Here is a 15,951-nt window from a genome sequence, read left to right as displayed (position 1 = left end):
GCTCCTACTTCTTGTTCTTCTTGCGGTTCAGGAAGGCCTGCATGCGGTCGAACTTCGCCTCCGACTCGAAGAGCACGGCCTGGGCCAGCTCGTCGATGTGCGGGTGGGCGGACGGGGGCGCCGCAAAGACCCGCTTGGAGATCCGCACGGCCAGGGGGTCCTGGGCGCCGATCCGGTCGGCGAGCGCGTGCGCGGCGCCGACGAGTTCCGCGGGCTCGTGCAGCTCGGTGACGAGGTGCAGGGCCAGGGCCTCTTCCGCGCCGAGGAGCCGGCCGGCGAGCAGGATGTCCAGGGCGACCGCCTCGCCGACCAGCTCCTTGAGCCGCCACAGCCCGCCGGCGGCGGCGATGATGCCCAGGTTCGTCTCCGGCTGGCCGATCGTGAGGTGCGGGGTGGCGATGCGGAAGTCCGCGGCGTAGGCCAGCTCCGCGCCGCCGCCCAGGGCGTAGCCGTCGATCGCGGCGATCACCGGCATGGGCAGCCTGTGGATGCGGTCGAAGATCCGGGAGTTGATCCCGGCCAGGGCGTCGTCGCGGCGGCGTTCCCGCAGCTGGGCGATGTCGGCGCCGGAGGCGAAGATGCCCCGGCCGTTCACCTCGGTGCCGGAGAGGATCAGGATCTTCGGGTGCCGCTCGAGGCGGCCGCACACGGTGTGCAGCTCCTCGACCATGGTCGCGTCGATGGCGTTGCGCACATCGGGGCGGTCCAGGACCACGTGCAGGCGGTCCTCGCGCTCCTCGAGCCGCAGGGCGGTGAACTCCGCGCCGAGGATCTCGCTGGGCCCGACCATCAGAGCTTCTCCACGAGCATCGCGGTGCCCTGGCCCACGCCCACGCACATGGTGGCCAGACCGCGGTCGGCGCCCTCGCGCTCCATCCGGCCCAGCAGCGTCACCACGAGCCGGGAGCCGGAGGAGCCCAGCGGGTGGCCGAGCGCGATCGCCCCGCCGTCGTTGTTGACGGTGCCGGCGTCGAGGCCGAGGCGGCGGATGCAGGCCAGGGACTGGGAGGCGAAGGCCTCGTTGAGCTCGACCGCCCCGAGGTCGCCGATGCCCCACCCGGTGCGCCCGAGCACCTTCTGGGTGGCGGGGACGGGGCCGATGCCCATGATCTCCGGGGCCACGCCGGCGGAGGCGCCGTCGACGATCCGGGCCCGGGCGGCCAGCCCGTACTTCTCGGCCGCGCGCTCGGAGACCACGAGGATCGCCGAGGCGCCGTCGTTGAGGGAGGAGGCGTTGCCGGCGGTGACGACGCTCCCGTGGTCCACCACGGGGCGCAGCCTGGCGAGGGCCTCCATCGTGGTGCCCGGGCGGGGGCCCTCGTCCGTGTCGACGACGGTCGTCGCACCCTTGCGGCCCTGGACGGTCACCGGGACGATCTCGGGGGCGAAGCGCCCGGCGTCGATCGCGGCGATCGCCTTGGCGTGGGAGGCCACGGCGAAGGCGTCGGCGTCCTCGCGCGAGATCCCGTCGACGATCGCGACCTCCTCGGCCGTCTCCGGCATCGAGTAGGTCATCTTGTCCTGCTTCTTGAACTCGGGGTTGGTGAAGCGCCAGCCGATGGAGGTGTCGAAGACGTCCCCGGGCTTGGCGTAGGCCTTGGCCGGCTTCTCCATCACCCAGGGCGCGCGGGACATGGACTCCACCCCGCCGGCGACCACGATGTCGGCGGCCCCGGCCTTGATCATGTGGGAGGCCATGATGATGGCCGAGAGCCCGGAGGCGCAGAGCCGGTTGACGGTGATGCCGGGGACGGTGTCGGGGAAGCCGGCGAGCAGCCAGGCCATGCGGGCGACGTTGCGGTTCTCCTCGCCGGCGCCGTTGGCGTTGCCGAGGATCACCTCGTCCACGTCGTGCGGGTCGATCCCGGCGTCGGCCACCGCGTGCCTGACCACGAGGGCGGCGAGGTCGTCGGGGCGCACGCTCGCCAGCGCGCCGCCGTAGCGGCCCACCGGGGTGCGGGCCCCGCCGACGAGGAGGGCCTGAGGGGATGCGGGCATGGGTGGGCTCCTGTCGCGACGGGGTGCGGGCGGCATCCGGGCATCGTCGCCCAACTTTACCGACCGATCGTTCATCAAACCTTCCCACGCGTGCGCCCGCGGGGTCAACAGAGTCGCGGCCGCAATCGCCTGTGGTCTGCTTCACAAATCGAGGTCCGGGGGCTACCGTGGAACTGATACAGCATTTGACTATCCCGGGCCCTGCGCGGCCCCACGAAGGAGACGGCACATGGGCACCACCAAGTCGTTCGCGTCCTCGGCCGACCTCGGCGAGAAGCAGAAGACCCTCGAGATCCTGGCCGAGGGCGTCTACGCCCTCACGGCCGAGGGGGACCCCAACATCGGGGCCATCGAGGGGGAGGACTTCCTGGTCTGCTTCGAGGCCCTGGCCACCCCCGTGGTGGCCGCCGAGTGGCTGGCGGAGCTGCGGAAGCACACCGACAAGCCGATCCGCTACCTGGTGCTCTCCCACTACCACGCGGTGCGCGTGCTCGGCGCCTCGGCCTTCCATGCCGAGACGATCGTCGCCCACGAGAACACCTACGACCTCATCGTGGAGCGCGGCAAGGAGGACTGGGCCTCCGAGTTCGGCCGCATGCCGCGACTGGCCAAGGGCGCGGACACCGTCCCGGGCCTGACCTGGCCCACGGTGACCTTCCGGGACAAGCTGACCATCGACCTCGGCGGGGACCGCGGGGACCTCGTGCTCCAGCACTTCGGCCGCGGCCACACCGAGGGCGACATCGTCGCCTGGCTGCCCCAGCAGAAGATCCTCTTCGCCGGGGACCTGGTCGAGGCCGAGGCGGCGCTGTACACCGGGGACGCCTTCCACCGCGACTGGGCGAGCCACACCCTCGACGCCGTCAAGGCGCTCGGCGCCGAGCAGCTCGTGGGCGGGCGCGGGGCGGTCTCGAAGGGCCGGGAGGCCGTGGACGCGGCGATCGAGCAGACCCGCCGCTTCCTGGACGTCATGATCGAGGAGGTCGGCACCGTCCAGCGCAACGGCGGCACCCTGAAGGACGCCTTCGAGGCCGTGCACACCGCCCTCTACGACGACTTCGGCCACTGGCCGATCTTCGAGCACTGCCTGCCCTTCGACGTCTCCCGGCTGTGGGACGAGCTCTCGGGCATCGAGCGGCCCGTCATCTGGACCGCCGAGCGCGACCGCGAGGTCTGGGACCAGCTCCAGAACGGCTGACCCGGGCCGCACGAGCAGCGACACGAGAACGAGGAGGGCGACAGTGAGACGATTCGACTCCGGCAAGGTGCTGGTGCTCGGCAACGGGCCCGTGGGCCAGACCGCGGCGCTGCTTCTGGCGCGGTGGGGCATCCCCGTCACGATCCTGGACGCCCGCGCCGAGCGGGACCCCATCGGGTCCAAGGCGATCTGCCAGCAGCGCGACGTCCTGGAGGTCTGGGAGGCCGTGGGCGTGGGCCGGCAGGTGGCCGCCGAGGGCGTCACGTGGGACACCGCGCGCACCTTCTACCGGGAGAAGGAGCTGTTCGCCCAGCCCTTCCGGGACAGGGGGCAGTCCCCGTTCCCGCCGTTCGTGAACATCTCGCAGACCCGCACCGAGGAGCTGCTCGCGGCCAGGATCGCCGCCGAGCCGCTGATCGAGGAGGTCTGGGGCCACGAGATCGTCTCGATCACCCAGGACGAGCGCTCCGTGACCGTGGTGTGTTCCTGCCTCGACGGGGGCCGGGCCGAGATCGTGGCCGACTACGCGATCGCCGCGCTCGGCTCGAAGGCGCGGTCGCTGCGCGACCAGCTCGGGGTGAGCTTCGACGGCCGCTCGTTCGAGGACAAGTTCCTCATCTGCGACATCCGGGCCGACATCCCCGGCTGGGCCACCGAGCGCCGCTTCTACTTCGACCCCGAGTGGAACCCCGGCCGGCAGGTGCTCATCCACCCGTGCCCGGACTCGACCTTCCGGATCGACTGGCAGGTGCCCGGCGACTACGACCTCGCCGCCGAGGAGGCCTCCGGGGCCCTCGACGCGAGGATCCGCCAGATCATCGGGGACACGGACTACGAGATCGTCTGGAAGTCGGTCTACCGCTTCCACGCCCGGCTGGCCTCCCGGATGCGGGTGGGTCGGGTGCTGCTGGCCGGGGACTGCGCCCACATCGTCTCCCCGTTCGGCGCCCGCGGGCTCAACTCGGGCGTGGGCGACGCCGAGAACGCCGCCTGGAAGCTGACCTCGGTGCTGCGCGGCAACGCCGATCCGGCGCTGCTGGAGTCCTACGACGTCGAGCGCCGCGCCGCCGCCGTCGAGAACCTCGAGGTCACCGAGGCCACCATGGACTTCCTGGTGCCCCGCACCGAGGAGCAGCTGGCCGAGCGGCTCGCCAAGCTCGAGCGGGCGATCGGCGACCCGGCCGCGTCCACCTACGTGGACTCCGGGCGCCTGGCCGAGCCCTTCTGGTACGTCGACTCCCCGCTCACCACCCCGCACCCCACCCGGACCTTCCCCGGGCGCCCGCCCAAGGGGGAGGTCCCCGACCCCGTCCCCGGCGTGCTGCTGCCGGACGTCCCGGTCGCCGTCCCGGGCATCGCCGCCGACCGCGTCCGCGAGCTCGCCCGCTTCGGGATCCTGCTCCTCACCGGCCCGGCGGTCGACCAGGAGCTCGTGCGCGGGACCGCGCTCGCCGCCATCCGGTCCCCGCTGCGCCTGCACGCCATCGCGGACATCGACACCACCGGCAAGCTCGCCGAGGCGCTGAAGCCGGAGCCGACCGACGTGTGGGTGATCCGCCCCGACTCGCATATCGCGGCCGTGGTGGACGGCACGGACCCCCGGGCGCTGAGCCGGGCCCTGCAGAACACCGTCGCCGCCCCCGGTTCGGAGGCGGCCCGGGTCCTCGCCGAGCGCGAGCGGCCGCCGGGGCCCCCCAGGCGGCGGGGCTCCGCGCCGGGGAGCGTGCCTCAGGAGGTCGCCGCCGCCGGCTGACGGCGGACCCGTGAGATCCTGGCGTCCTCATCGCAGACTCGAGCCGGCGCGTCCCGCCGGGGTCACCGGAGGTGCAGGATGTCGTTCCAGGAGTCCATGGAGCTGGTCGGGGAGGCCGTCGACGTCGCCGGCGTGGTCGCCATCGTCGTCGGGACGGTGGTGGCGACCCTCCTGGCCGGGCGGGACCTGCTGGGCCGCGGGAGCGGGGAGCGCGACACCTACGAGAGCTACCGGCAGCGGCTGGGCCGCTCGATCCTGCTGGGCCTGGAGCTGCTCGTGGCCGCGGACATCATCAAGACCGTCGCCATCACCCCCACGTTCGAGTCGGTGGGGGTGCTGGCGCTCATCGTGGTCGTGCGGACCTTCCTCAGCTGGTCCCTCGAGCTCGAGATCAGCGGGCGGTGGCCGTGGCAGAAGAAGCAGGACGAGGCGGCGCCCCTGCCCGAGCGCGCCGCGTAGGCCCGCCGGCCCCGGCCGGGCGCTCAGGCCTCGGGCGGGTACTCCTCCGGGCGCAGGTCCCGGCTGCACGGGACCCGGTGGCCGGGCACCAGCTGGTTGGCGGCCCGCGCCAGGCTGTCCCGGTGCCGGGGCGGCAGGTACAGGGCGTGGTGCAGGTAGGCGTCGAGCTCCAGCTCCCCGACCTCTCCGCCCAGGTGGACGTACCGCAGCCACAGGTCTCGCGCACCCAGCCCGGTGCTCGTCAGCGCGGTGCGGATCAACCTGGCCTGCGTCCTGGCGATCGTCCGGTCGTCCATCTGACCCCTTCTGCCCGCTGTCACCAGGATAGTCGGCGGGCCGGGGCGGGGGCAGGGCACACGGGCACCCTGACCGGGCCCTCGGGGGCGTCCGGGCCCGCGGCTATCCGCGGTCCGGTTCCGGGCGCGCCTGCGCGCGCAGCCCCGCGCCGACGGCGCCCAGCCACGCCTCCACCGACGAGCGGGCCTGCCCGGTGCCCGGGTAGCGCGCCCGCAGGTGCAGGCCGCCCTCGCCCACCACGAACCACACCTGCACCCCGGTGGTCGGCGCCGACGCGGAGATGTGCTGCGCCCGCAGCTCCGGCGCCAGGGTGGCGGGCAGCCGCCGGTAGTCGAGGTAGGACAGCATGAACATCCCCGGCGGGACGGGCATGCCGCCGTGGGGCTGCAGGATCGGCTCCAGGGCGTGCGAGCCCAGCTCCAGCGTCTCGCGCACGGCGGCGCGGCAGGCCTGCGGATCGGGGTCCGAGCACTCGAGCACCGAGTTGGTGATGAACCAGCCCACGGCGTCGCGCCAGTGCGGCTCGGTGCGGCTGTGCACGGGCAGGACCGCGCGCAGGGGCCGGCCGGCCAGCTCGGCGGTCGCCCGGGTCAGCACCGAGACCACCAGGACCAGCAGCCGGACGTGCAGCGCGTCGGCGCGCGCCTCGAGGCGCGCCAGGCCCTCGGCGTCGAGGACGTCGTGCGTGGTCACCGTCTCGGGCGCCGGGGCACCGGGCTCGCCCAGGGGCAGGGGGAAGACGGGCAGGGCGCCGTCGCCGTCCGCGAGGATCCGCGCCCAGCGCCGCACCACGTGCGGCGGTGCCGGGGGGCGGGCGGCGAGCTCCCGCGTGTGCTCGGCGAAGGACGCCGCGGGCGCCCGGCCCGCGCCGGCCGCTCGTCCGGCGCGGAGATCGTCCAGCCCGTCGAGCAGGTCCCGGGCGAGCAGGGGCAGGGACCAGGCGTCCACGTGCGCGTGGTCGGCGGCGAGCACGACGACGGCGGGCCCGGCCGCGGGCTCGATCAGGCACAGCCGGTGCGAGGGCCGGGCCAGCGGGGAGCAGGCGGCGTCGGCCACTGCCTGCAGGGCCGCCCGCGTCCCGGCGGCGCCGACCTCGTGCCGGGTCCACACGGGCCGCACGGCGTCGGCGATCTCGTGCAGCCGGACGCGGCCGTCGTCGTCGGCGGAGAAGACGGTGCGCAGCGTGTGGTGCCGCCGCACGACACCCGCCCAGGCCTCGCCCAGGTGCGCGGCGTCCACCGGCGCGGGGAGCTCCACCGCCACGGCCATCCAGGACCCCGGGCGGGGACCGGCTCCGACGTGTATGCCCTGGTCGAAGGACACCGGCAGCGGCCGGCCAGCGCCCTCGGCGGGGACGGTGCAGCTGGACAGGCGGCCCTCGGGCAGCCGGGCGTGCGTGATGCTCGTCAGCCGCATGCGCACCTCCTGGTCGGGCCGGGGCGGTCCGGCCGCCGAGGACGCGTCCGGTCCACGGGTGGTCACAATCTACGCGTACCGTGGCGGCATGCCGACGCTCGAGCTCCCCCGCTGCCGCCTGACCTACGACGTGACCGGCTCCGGCCCGCAGGCCGTCCAGCTGCACGGGCTGCTGTCCGACCGGGCCGCCAACACCGCGGGCGGTCTGGACCTGGCGGCCGGGCTGATCGGGCACCGGACGGTGCGCTACGACGCCCGGGGCCACGGCGGCTCCGCCGCGGAGCCCGTGGCCGCGGACTGGACCTGGCCCCGGCTGGCCGAGGACCTGCTGCGCCTGCTGGACGCCGTGGCGCCCGGTGAGCCGGTCCACGGGATCGGCCCGTCCATGGGGGCGGCCACGCTGCTGCACGCCGCCCTCGCCGAGCCCGGGCGGTTCCGCTCGTTGACGCTCTGCGTGCCCTCCACGGCCTGGGCCTCGCGCCGCGTCCAGGCGGGGACGTACCGGCAGGGCGCGGACCTGGTGGAGCGCCACGGCCTCGAGGCCTACCTCCGGGCCGGCCGGGCCGCGACCCGGCCGCCCGCCGTGGCGGACCGGCCGGTGCACCCGCCGCGCGTCGACCCCGGCCTGCTGCCCGCCGTGCTGCGCGGCGCGGCCGGCACCGACCTCCCGCCGGTCGAGGAGCTGTCGCGGATCGGCGTGCCGACCCTCGTGCTCGCCTGGTCCGAGGACGCCACCCACCCGCTGTCCACGGCCGAGGCGCTGCGCGCGGCCCTGCCCGGCGACGCCCTGCACGTGGCCGGCACGCCCGCCGAGCTGGCCGAGTGGCCGCGCCGGTGCGCGGACTTCGTCCGGGCGGTGGAGGTGGACCGGGGGGCCGGTTCGCCCGGCTGATCTGCGGGGGTCCGCCGGGGCCTCGCCGGGGCCGGCGGGTCAGAGCCGGCGGCCGGCGGTGAGGGAGGCGGACATGAACTCGGCGACGACCTGCTGGGAGATGGCCACGTCCAGGACGAAGACGCCCTCGTCGTGGGTGGCCAGCCAGTCGGTGAGCGCGGTGAGGTCGGCCAGGGTGTGCGCCTTGGCCCCGGCCGCGCCCATCGCCCGGCCCACGGCGGCGAAGTCGACCTCGTCGATGAGCATCGCGGTGGGGTCCAGGCCCTTGGACGCGTACTGGTGCAGCTCGGCGCCGTAGGCGGAGTCGTTGAGCACCACGATCACCCCGCGCTTCGTGGCGCGCAGGAACGTCTCGAGGTCGGCCATGCCCATCAGCCCGCCGCCGTCGCCGGTGACGAACACGGTGGTGCGGTCGGGGCGGGCCACCGAGACCCCGGCGGCGGAACCGAAGCCGAGGCCGATGGACTGGAAGGCGGTGCCGACCAGGACCATGGCCTGCGGGTCCGGCACGGTCAGGTACATCGGGGCCCAGCCGATGAAGTGGCCGCCGTCCATCACCACGGAGCGCTCGGCGGGGAGGACGTGCTCGAGGGCGGCGACGACGGCCCGGGGGTTGAGCCGGCCGTCGGGGCCGAACTCGGCCGGGTCCTCGACCGGGGAGGAGCCGCGGAAGGCGGCGGTGGCGACCTCGGGGGCGGCCGCCCGCCAGGTGCTCTCCGGGGCGGCGGCGGAGATCCGGCCGGTGAGTCCCTGGAGGAACGGTCCCAGGTCCGCGCGCACGTAGTCGGTGACCGGGGGCGTGCGGTCCTCGGGCTCGTTGTCGATGCGGATCACCCGGGTGCCCTCGGCGAAGAGCGTGCCGTAGCGCAGCTGGAAGGCGTTCAGCGATGCCCCGGCGACCAGCACGACGTCGGCCTGCCGGGCCAGCTCCAGGCGGTGGGCGCGGGTGAAGCCCCCGGCGATGCCCAGGTCCCACGGGGAGTCGAAGACCCCGGTGGCCATGGCGGAGGTCATGAACAGGGCCCCGAGCCGGTCCCCGATCTCGGTGAGCGGCGTGGTGGCCCCGGCCAGGAGCACTCCGCGCCCGGCGAGGATCAGGGGCCTGGTCGCCGCGCGCAGCAGCCCGGCGATGCGGTCGAGGTCCTCGGTGGAGGCCGTGAAGGTGGGCTTGACCGGCAGCGGCTCCAGGACCGTCTGCTCGGTGAGGGGGGCGGTGGCGTGGTCGTAGGGGAGGGCCAGCACCACCGGCTGCACGGTCTGGGCGGCGAGGTCGAAGGCCCGGTGGGTGATCGCGGTCGCGTTGTCCGGGGCCGCGACCAGGGTGGTGACCCCGGCGGCGGCGGCCGCGGTGGTCTGGTCGACGTCGAAGGCCCGCCGCCCGGTGGTCGGGGCGTCGCCGACGACCAGGACCAGGGGGATCCGGGCCAGCCGCGCCTCGGCCAGGGCGGTGTAGGTGTTGGTGAACCCGGCCCCGTAGGTGGTCGTGGCGGCCCCGGTCCTCCCGGTGGCCCGGTGGTAGGCGTCGGCCATGGCCACGGTGGCGGACTCGTGCCGGGCGGAGGTGAAGCCGAAGCCCTGGCTCGTGAGGTGACTGATCAGGTGCGCGTTGCCGTTGCCCATCAGGCCGAACAGGTGGTCGGTGCGCTCGGCGAGCACGTCGGCCACCGCCGTCGAGACCGTGGGGAGCAGGAGGTCGGTGGTCATGGAGGGGTCCTTTCGGCGTGGCTCCGGTGGGAGCCCCGGGGTGGGAGCGGGGTGTGCTCGGGGTGCCCGCACGAGCGGAGCCGCCCGCCCGCACCCGTGGGTGCCGGCGGGCGGCTCGGTCCTGACCGGGCGGCGCTCAGTCGCGCTGCTTCTCGGCGGGCTGGGAGGCCGCGAGGATCTCGGCGGCCTCGGGGTGCTCGGCGACGTAGTCCTCGTGCACCTCCTCGACGTGCAGGTCGATCTCCTGGATGTCCTTCGGCACCATCGAGACGGCGATGAAGGAGACGATCGCGATGCCGGCGATGTAGACGCCGATGGTCCAGGACATCCCGGTCTCGTTGAGCAGCAGCTGCGCGATCATCGGGGCGAACGCGCCGCCGATGATGGAGCCGAACGCGTAGCCGATCGAGACGCCCGAGTAGCGCACGCGGGCCGGGAACATCTCGGCGTAGAGCGCCGACTGCGGGCCGTAGGACGGGCCGAGGCCCACGGTGAGGATCACGATCGCCAGGGCGAACAGCGGCAGGGACGCGGTGTCCAGCAGGAACCACATGGGCACGGCCCACAGGATGATGATGGCGTAGCCGATCTGGAAGGTGCGCACGCGCCCGATCCGGTCCGAGATCCAGCCGCCGAACATCGTGAAGACGAGCCAGCCCACGCCGCCGATCAGGGAGGCGATGAGGGTCTGCGAGCGCGGCATGCCCAGCACGTTGGAGCCGTAGGAGGCGAAGAACGCGATCACGAGGTAGCCGGCGGCGTTGTTGGCGGCGAAGATCAGGGCCGCGAGGGTGACCGGCTTCTTGTGGTGCTTGAACAGCTGGCCCAGGGGCGCGGAGGACTCCTTCTTGCGCAGCTGCATCTCCTTGAAGACCGGGGACTCGTCGACGGTCTTGCGGATCAGGTAGCCGACCACGATCAGCACCACGGAGGACAGAAACGGGACGCGCCAGCCCCACGCCTGGAAGTCCTCGGGGGACATCATCGAGGTGAGGGCGAACATGAAGGACGTGGCGAGCAGCATGCCCAGCGGCACGCCGATCTGCGGGTAGGCGCCGAAGAGCCCGCGCTTGTTCCGCGGGGCGTGCTCGACGGACATCAGGGCCGCGCCGCCCCATTCGCCGCCGGCCGAGAAGCCCTGCATGATGCGCAGGAGCACCAGGAAGATCGGGGCCCAGATCCCGATCGTCGCGTAGGTGGGGAGCAGACCGATCAGCATCGTCGCGGCGCCCATGCCCACCAGGGTGATGACCAGGACGATCTTGCGGCCGTACTTGTCGCCGAGGTGGCCGGCGACCACCGCGCCGAGCGGGCGGAACAGGAAGCTGATGCCCAGGGAGGCCCATGCGGCGACCTGGGTCAGGCCCATCGGCTCGAAGAAGAGGGGCGCCAGGACGAAGGCCGCGGCCTGGGCGTAGATGAAGAAGTCGTACCACTCGATGGTGGTGCCCACGAGGGTGCCGGCGAGGACCTTGCGCTCCTCGCGCGACATCTCGTGCCGCCCGGCCGGGGCGGAGGATGGGTGCGCCATGGGATCTCCAGGGAATCGGGGACGGCGACGTCCGCGGCGGAACCGAACGCATCATGACCGAACGTTCGGTATTGCATGGTGATACTACGGGCGGAAGTGACACCTGTCACCCTCCGTCCGGAATAATCAAACCATGTATCACCAATGTGACACAGGCCACCGCGCGGAGGAAAGCCGCCGGGCCCGGTCCTCGCGGGAGGACCGGGCCCGGCGGCGCGGCAGGGGCGTCGGGGACGCCGGGGCGCGGCTCAGCGGTAGAGCCGCTCCGTGGCCAGGCGCGCGCCCTCCACGAGGGACTCGAGCTTGGCCCAGGCGATCTGCGGGTGCAGGCGCCCGCCCAGACCGCAGTCGGTCGACGCGACGACGTTCTCGCGGCCCACGACCGAGGCGAACTGCTCGATCCGGTCGGCCACCAGCTCCGGGTGCTCCACCACGTTCGTCGAGTGGGAGACCACGCCCGGGATGAGCACGCGGCCCTCGGGCAGCGCGTGGTCCTTCCAGACCTTCCACTCGTGGGCGTGCCGGGCGGAGGCGCCCTCGAAGGTGTAGCCGCCGGCGTTGACGGTCAGCATCAGGTCCACGAGGTGCTTCAGCTCGAGGTCCGTGGTGTGCGGGCCGTGCCAGGAGCCCCAGCACAGGTGGAAGCGGACCTGCTCCTCGGGGATCCCCCGCAGCGCGTGGTTGAGCGCCTCGACGCGCAGCCGCGTGAACGCCAGGTAGTCCTCGACCGTGGGCTCGGGGTTGATCTGGTCCCAGGACTCCGCGATGGACGGGTCGTCGATCTGCACGGTCAGCCCGGCGTCCGTGATCGCCAGGTACTCCTCGCGCATCGCGTCGGCGCACGCGTAGACGAGCTCCTCGTCGGTCCTGTAGTACTCGTTCGTCACGCGCGCGGCGGAGCCGGGGGACAGGGCGGCCACGAACCCGGTCTGCGCCCCGGTGGCCGCCATGGCCGCCCGGAGGTTGCGGACGTCCGAGGCCACGGCCTCCTGTCCCGTGTAGGTCAGCGGCCCGGTGATCTTGGGCTGCGTGGTCGAGGAGCGCCCGGTGAGGATGCCCGACGCCGGGTCCTCGTACGCCTCCCGGAAGCGCTCGCGGTCCCGGCGGTCCGGGAAGCTCGTGAGCACGATGTGGCCGGGCGAGGAGCGCCTCTTCTCCGTGGACGCCCACCGGTCCTCGTCGGTCGGGGTGAGCCCGCCGAGACGGGAGAAGGAGTAGTTCCACCACGCGCCGTAGTCGACCGCGCTGGACATCGTGTGCCCGTACTCGCCGTCGTTGACGACGTCCACGCCGATCTCGCGCTGCCGGCGCACCACGTCCTCGACGCCCACGGCGAGCTCGTCGGTGAGCTGCTCGAACGTGATGGCGCCCTCGGCGTGCCGCTGGTTGGCCTCCAGCAGCCGCGGGGTCCGCGGCAGGGAGCCCACGTGGGTGGTCTGCACGTGGTCGGTGTTCTGCATGGTCATGCGTGTCCTCCTGAGGTCTGCGGGAAGGTCGGGGGCCGGTCAGGACCAGAGCCGGCGGGAGGCGAGCTCGGCCCCGCGGGCGAGGGTCTCGAGCTTCGCCGCGGCGATCTGCGGGTGGATCCGCCCGCCCAGGCCGCAGTCGGTCGAGGCGATGACGTTCTCGCGGCCCACCTGGCGGGCGAAGCGCTCGATCCGGTCGGCCACCAGCTCCGGGTGCTCCACCACGTTGGTGGCGTGGGAGACGATCCCCGGGATGATGACCTTGCCCTCGGGCAGCTCGTGGTCCTGCCAGACCTTCCACTCGTGCTCGTGCCGGGCGTTGGCGGCCTCGAAGCTGTAGCCGCCGGCCCTGATGGAGAGCATGAGCTCCACCAGGTGCTCGAACCCGAGGTCCGTGGTGTGCGGGCCGTGCCAGGAGCCCCAGCACAGGTGGAAGCGGACCTGCTCCTCCGGGATGCCCTCGAGGGCGTAGTTGAGGGCCTCGACCCGCTTGCGGGTGAACGCGAGGTAGTCCTCCACGCCGGGCTCGGGGTTGACCTGGTCCCAGTTCTCCGCGATGGACGGGTCGTCGATCTGCACGATCAGCCCGGCGTCGGTGATCGCCCGGTACTCCTCGCGCATCACCTCGGCGCACGCGGTGAGGACCTCGTCCTCGTCCGCGTAGTGGGTGTTCTCCAGCCGGGCGCACGAGCCCGGGGACAGGGCGGCGAGGTAGCCCTCGCTCGCGCCCGTGGCCTGCAGCCCGGCCTTGAGGTTGCGGATGTCCGCCTCCAGCGCCGCGTGGCCCGTGTACTCCAGCTTCCCGGTGATCTTCGGGAACGGCGCCTGCTTGCCCGTGGTGATGCCCGAGGAGGGGTCCGTGTACGCCTCGTGGAACAGCCGGCGGTCCCGGCGGTCCCCGAAGCTCGTCAGGACCACCCTGCCCGGCGAGGAGCGCTGCGGCTCCTGCTCCCACAGGTCCACGTCGCCGGGGGTCAGGCCCGAGATCCGGGCGAAGATGTAGTGCCACCACGCGCCGTAGTCGACCTCCGCGGCCATGACGTGGCCGTACTCGCCGTCGTTGACCACGTCGATCCCGAGCTCGGCCTGCCGGCGGACCACGTCGACCACCGAGTCCTGCAGGAGCCGGTCGTACTCCGCCTCCGGGACGGCCCCCTTCGCCCGGTTGGCCTCGAGCAGCGCCGGGGTGCGCGGGAGGGACCCGGCGTGGGTCGTGCGGATGCGGTCGGCGCTTCGCAGCATGGGTCGTGCGTCCTTTCCATCGGTCCTGGCGGTAGCACCGGAGGCGGGACGGGGATGCCGTCGCCCGGGTTGCTGCGGCGTCGTCGAGCCAGATCTCTCGGCCGCTCTGGATGGTGACCCTGTCATCCAAGCGCACCCGTGCGCGCTGCGCCATTCGGCGCCCGGATGACGGACATGACGCCGTGTGACGCGACCCGGCGCGCACTCCCGGGCGGAGCTGTCCTTCGCGAACATGGCCTGGATCACATACCGTGGCGGTGATCCGTGCCCCTCACCCCGCGGGCACGACGGACCAGAGGAAGGACCCCCATGTCCCAGACGCCCCAGCAGCAGGACCTCGAGGGCCGCACGGCGCTCGTCACCGGTGGCGCGAGCGGCATCGGCCTGGCCGCAGCCCGGGCCCTCGCCGGCTCCGGCGCGCACGTGGTCGTGGCCGACGTCGACGAGGCCGGGGCGCAGCGCGTTGCGGACGAGCTCGGCGGCCGCGCGTGGGCGGTCGACCTGCTCGACACCGCGGCGCTCGCCGAGCTGAGCCTCGAGGTCGACGTGCTGGTCAACAACGCCGGCATCCAGAAGGTCGCACCCCTCCAGGAGTTCGACCCCGCGGACTTCCACCGGATCCTGGTGCTGATGCTGGAGTCTCCGTTCCTGCTGGTGCGCGCCGCGCTGCCGCAGATGTACGAGCGCGGCTGGGGGCGCGTCATCAACGTCTCCTCCGTGCACGGGCTGCGGGCGTCCCCCTACAAGAGCGCCTACGTCTCGGCGAAGCACGGCCTGGAGGGGCTGTCCAAGACCGTCGCGGTGGAGGGCGCGGCCCACGGGGTGACGAGCAACTGCATCAACCCCGGCTACGTGCGCACCCCGCTCGTCGAGAAGCAGATCGCCGACCAGGCGAGGGTGCACGGGATCCCCGAGTCCGAGGTGGTGGAGCGCATCATGCTCGGCGAGACGCCGATCAAGAAGCTCGTGGACCCGGAGGACGTCGGCAGCCTGGTCGCGTGGCTGGCCGGACCGCACGCGTCCATGGTCACCGGGGCCTCCTACACGATGGACGGCGGCTGGACGGCGCGCTGAGCCCGCCCCGGGCCGCGGTGGCGCACTGCGGCGCCGCGTCCGGACCGCCCGGCGGCCCGGACTGACCTGGTGGTCCGGACGGTCCGCTGCCGGTCCGGGCCGCTCAGCGGTGACCCAGCTCCCGGGAGAGCCGGTGGGCCTCCGTGAGCAGGGCCCGGCCCAGGAGCTGCCGGCGCTCGCCGCTGAACCGGGGCTCGATGCCCGTGAGGCTCAGTGCGTAGACCGGCGCGCCCGTCGCGTCGAAGACCGCGGCGGCCATGCCCCAGCTGCCCTCGACGATCAGCCCCGGGTTCACGGCGAAGCCCTCCCGCCGGACGTCCGCGAGCAGCTCCCGGATCAGCTCGGGCGTGTGCAGTGGGCCCCACTCGGCGCGGGCCCCGGCCGTGGCCGCGAGGACCCGGTCCACCTCCGCGTCCGGGAGGTGGGCCAGGACCGCCAGCCCCGCCGATGCCACGCCGAGCGGCAGCCGCAGCCCCTCGTAGAGGACGTGGGAGCGGATGGGGAAGGCGCCCTCCACGCGTGCCAGGCAGACCGTCTCCAGCCCCCGGCGGACCGAGAGGAACGCGCTCTCGCCGGTGGCCTCCGCGAGCCGGCGCAGCGAGGGCCCGGCCAGCTCCCGGATCGGATAGCGGTGGGCCGCCACCGCGCCCAGCACGTACAGCTCGGGGCCCAGCTGCCAGGCCCCGGTCCCGGCGTCGCGGTCCACGAGGCCCTCCTCGGCCAGCCCTGTGAGCAGCCGGTGCACGGTGGGGCGGGTCAGCCCGGTCTCGACGGCGAGCTCCGCCACCGTGCTGCCCCGTTCCCGCCCCGCGACGGCCCGCAGCAGCTGCCCCACCCGGTGGACCACCTGGGTCCCCTGGCCTGTCGTCCGCCCCTGTCCCATGACTCCACTATATGGACAGCCGGGGGACGAATGGCCGG

At 73.5% G+C, this 15,951-nt stretch carries 14 protein-coding genes and 1 riboswitch; of the genes, 5 read left to right on the top strand and 9 right to left on the bottom strand.

Annotated elements, in window-relative coordinates:
* Window positions 1–4: 4 nt before the first annotated feature.
* Window positions 5–790 carry an enoyl-CoA hydratase/isomerase family protein gene (locus RF644_RS01680; RefSeq protein ID WP_368795098.1) on the bottom strand — a complete coding sequence of 262 codons (786 nt, stop codon included), beginning with the start codon at window positions 788–790 and terminating at the stop codon, window positions 5–7.
* Window positions 790–1,998 (bottom strand): acetyl-CoA C-acyltransferase, encoded by a 1,209-nt coding sequence (locus tag RF644_RS01675; RefSeq protein ID WP_368795097.1) that lies wholly within the window; start codon window positions 1,996–1,998, stop codon window positions 790–792. The genes RF644_RS01680 and RF644_RS01675 overlap by 1 nt, the downstream gene beginning before the upstream one ends.
* Window positions 1,999–2,227: 229 nt before the next feature.
* On the opposite strand from RF644_RS01675, the gene RF644_RS01670 reads away from it, so the two are divergent.
* The 3 genes from RF644_RS01670 (at window position 2,228) to RF644_RS01660 (ending at window position 5,408) form a co-directional block, all read left to right on the top strand.
* Window positions 2,228–3,196, top strand: coding sequence for an MBL fold metallo-hydrolase (locus RF644_RS01670; RefSeq protein WP_368795096.1), 969 nt, complete (start codon window positions 2,228–2,230; stop codon window positions 3,194–3,196).
* Between the two features lie 43 nt (window positions 3,197–3,239).
* A complete protein-coding gene (locus RF644_RS01665) occupies window positions 3,240–4,949 on the top strand; it encodes an FAD-dependent monooxygenase (protein WP_368795095.1) in 1,710 nt (569 codons plus the stop codon).
* A 78-nt stretch (window positions 4,950–5,027) separates the two neighbouring features.
* Entirely contained in the window at window positions 5,028–5,408 is a 381-nt protein-coding gene (locus RF644_RS01660; protein ID WP_035927946.1) for a DUF1622 domain-containing protein, read from the top strand.
* Between the two features lie 23 nt (window positions 5,409–5,431).
* On the opposite strand, the gene RF644_RS01655 is transcribed toward RF644_RS01660, so the two are convergent.
* Entirely contained in the window at window positions 5,432–5,704 is a 273-nt protein-coding gene (locus RF644_RS01655; RefSeq protein WP_052132991.1) for a hypothetical protein, read from the bottom strand.
* Window positions 5,705–5,807: 103 nt separating this feature from the next.
* Window positions 5,808–7,121, bottom strand: a complete 1,314-nt coding sequence (locus RF644_RS01650) for a condensation domain-containing protein (protein ID WP_368795094.1) — start codon at window positions 7,119–7,121, stop codon at window positions 5,808–5,810.
* 88 nt (window positions 7,122–7,209) lie between these two features.
* On the opposite strand from RF644_RS01650, the gene RF644_RS01645 reads away from it, so the two are divergent.
* Window positions 7,210–8,013: an alpha/beta fold hydrolase gene (locus RF644_RS01645; RefSeq protein ID WP_368795093.1), complete on the top strand. Its 804-nt coding sequence runs from the start codon at window positions 7,210–7,212 to the stop codon at window positions 8,011–8,013.
* Window positions 8,014–8,052: 39 nt separating this feature from the next.
* On the opposite strand, the gene RF644_RS01640 is transcribed toward RF644_RS01645, so the two are convergent.
* The 4 genes from RF644_RS01640 to RF644_RS01625 all read right to left on the bottom strand — a co-directional run bounded on the left by RF644_RS01640 (window position 8,053) and on the right by RF644_RS01625 (window position 13,956).
* Window positions 8,053–9,717, bottom strand: a complete 1,665-nt coding sequence (locus RF644_RS01640) for a thiamine pyrophosphate-binding protein (RefSeq protein WP_368795092.1) — start codon at window positions 9,715–9,717, stop codon at window positions 8,053–8,055.
* A gap of 136 nt (window positions 9,718–9,853) precedes the next feature.
* Complete coding sequence (locus tag RF644_RS01635; RefSeq protein ID WP_368795091.1) at window positions 9,854–11,248, bottom strand: MFS transporter; 1,395 nt, start codon at window positions 11,246–11,248, stop codon at window positions 9,854–9,856.
* A 248-nt stretch (window positions 11,249–11,496) separates the two neighbouring features.
* The gene (locus tag RF644_RS01630; protein ID WP_368795090.1) at window positions 11,497–12,714 is read right to left on the bottom strand and encodes a cobalamin-independent methionine synthase II family protein; all 1,218 of its coding nucleotides are present in this window, start codon (window positions 12,712–12,714) and stop codon (window positions 11,497–11,499) included.
* 39 nt (window positions 12,715–12,753) lie between these two features.
* Window positions 12,754–13,956 (bottom strand): cobalamin-independent methionine synthase II family protein, encoded by a 1,203-nt coding sequence (locus RF644_RS01625; RefSeq protein WP_368795089.1) that lies wholly within the window; start codon window positions 13,954–13,956, stop codon window positions 12,754–12,756.
* A gap of 13 nt (window positions 13,957–13,969) precedes the next feature.
* Window positions 13,970–14,073: riboswitch (SAM riboswitch) on the bottom strand.
* A gap of 192 nt (window positions 14,074–14,265) precedes the next feature.
* On the opposite strand from RF644_RS01625, the gene RF644_RS01620 reads away from it, so the two are divergent.
* Window positions 14,266–15,030 (top strand): 3-hydroxybutyrate dehydrogenase, encoded by a 765-nt coding sequence (locus tag RF644_RS01620; RefSeq protein ID WP_368795088.1) that lies wholly within the window; start codon window positions 14,266–14,268, stop codon window positions 15,028–15,030.
* 103 nt (window positions 15,031–15,133) lie between these two features.
* Here RF644_RS01620 and RF644_RS01615 read toward each other — a convergent pair whose 3' ends face one another.
* Window positions 15,134–15,913 carry an IclR family transcriptional regulator gene (locus tag RF644_RS01615; protein ID WP_368795087.1) on the bottom strand — a complete coding sequence of 260 codons (780 nt, stop codon included), beginning with the start codon at window positions 15,911–15,913 and terminating at the stop codon, window positions 15,134–15,136.
* Window positions 15,914–15,951: the final 38 nt, after the last annotated feature.

Source organism: Kocuria sp. CPCC 205258, from assembly GCF_040981005.1.
Taxonomy (GTDB): Bacteria; Actinomycetota; Actinomycetes; order Actinomycetales; family Micrococcaceae; genus Kocuria; species Kocuria rosea.
This window is presented reverse-complemented; position numbering and strand designations above follow the sequence as displayed.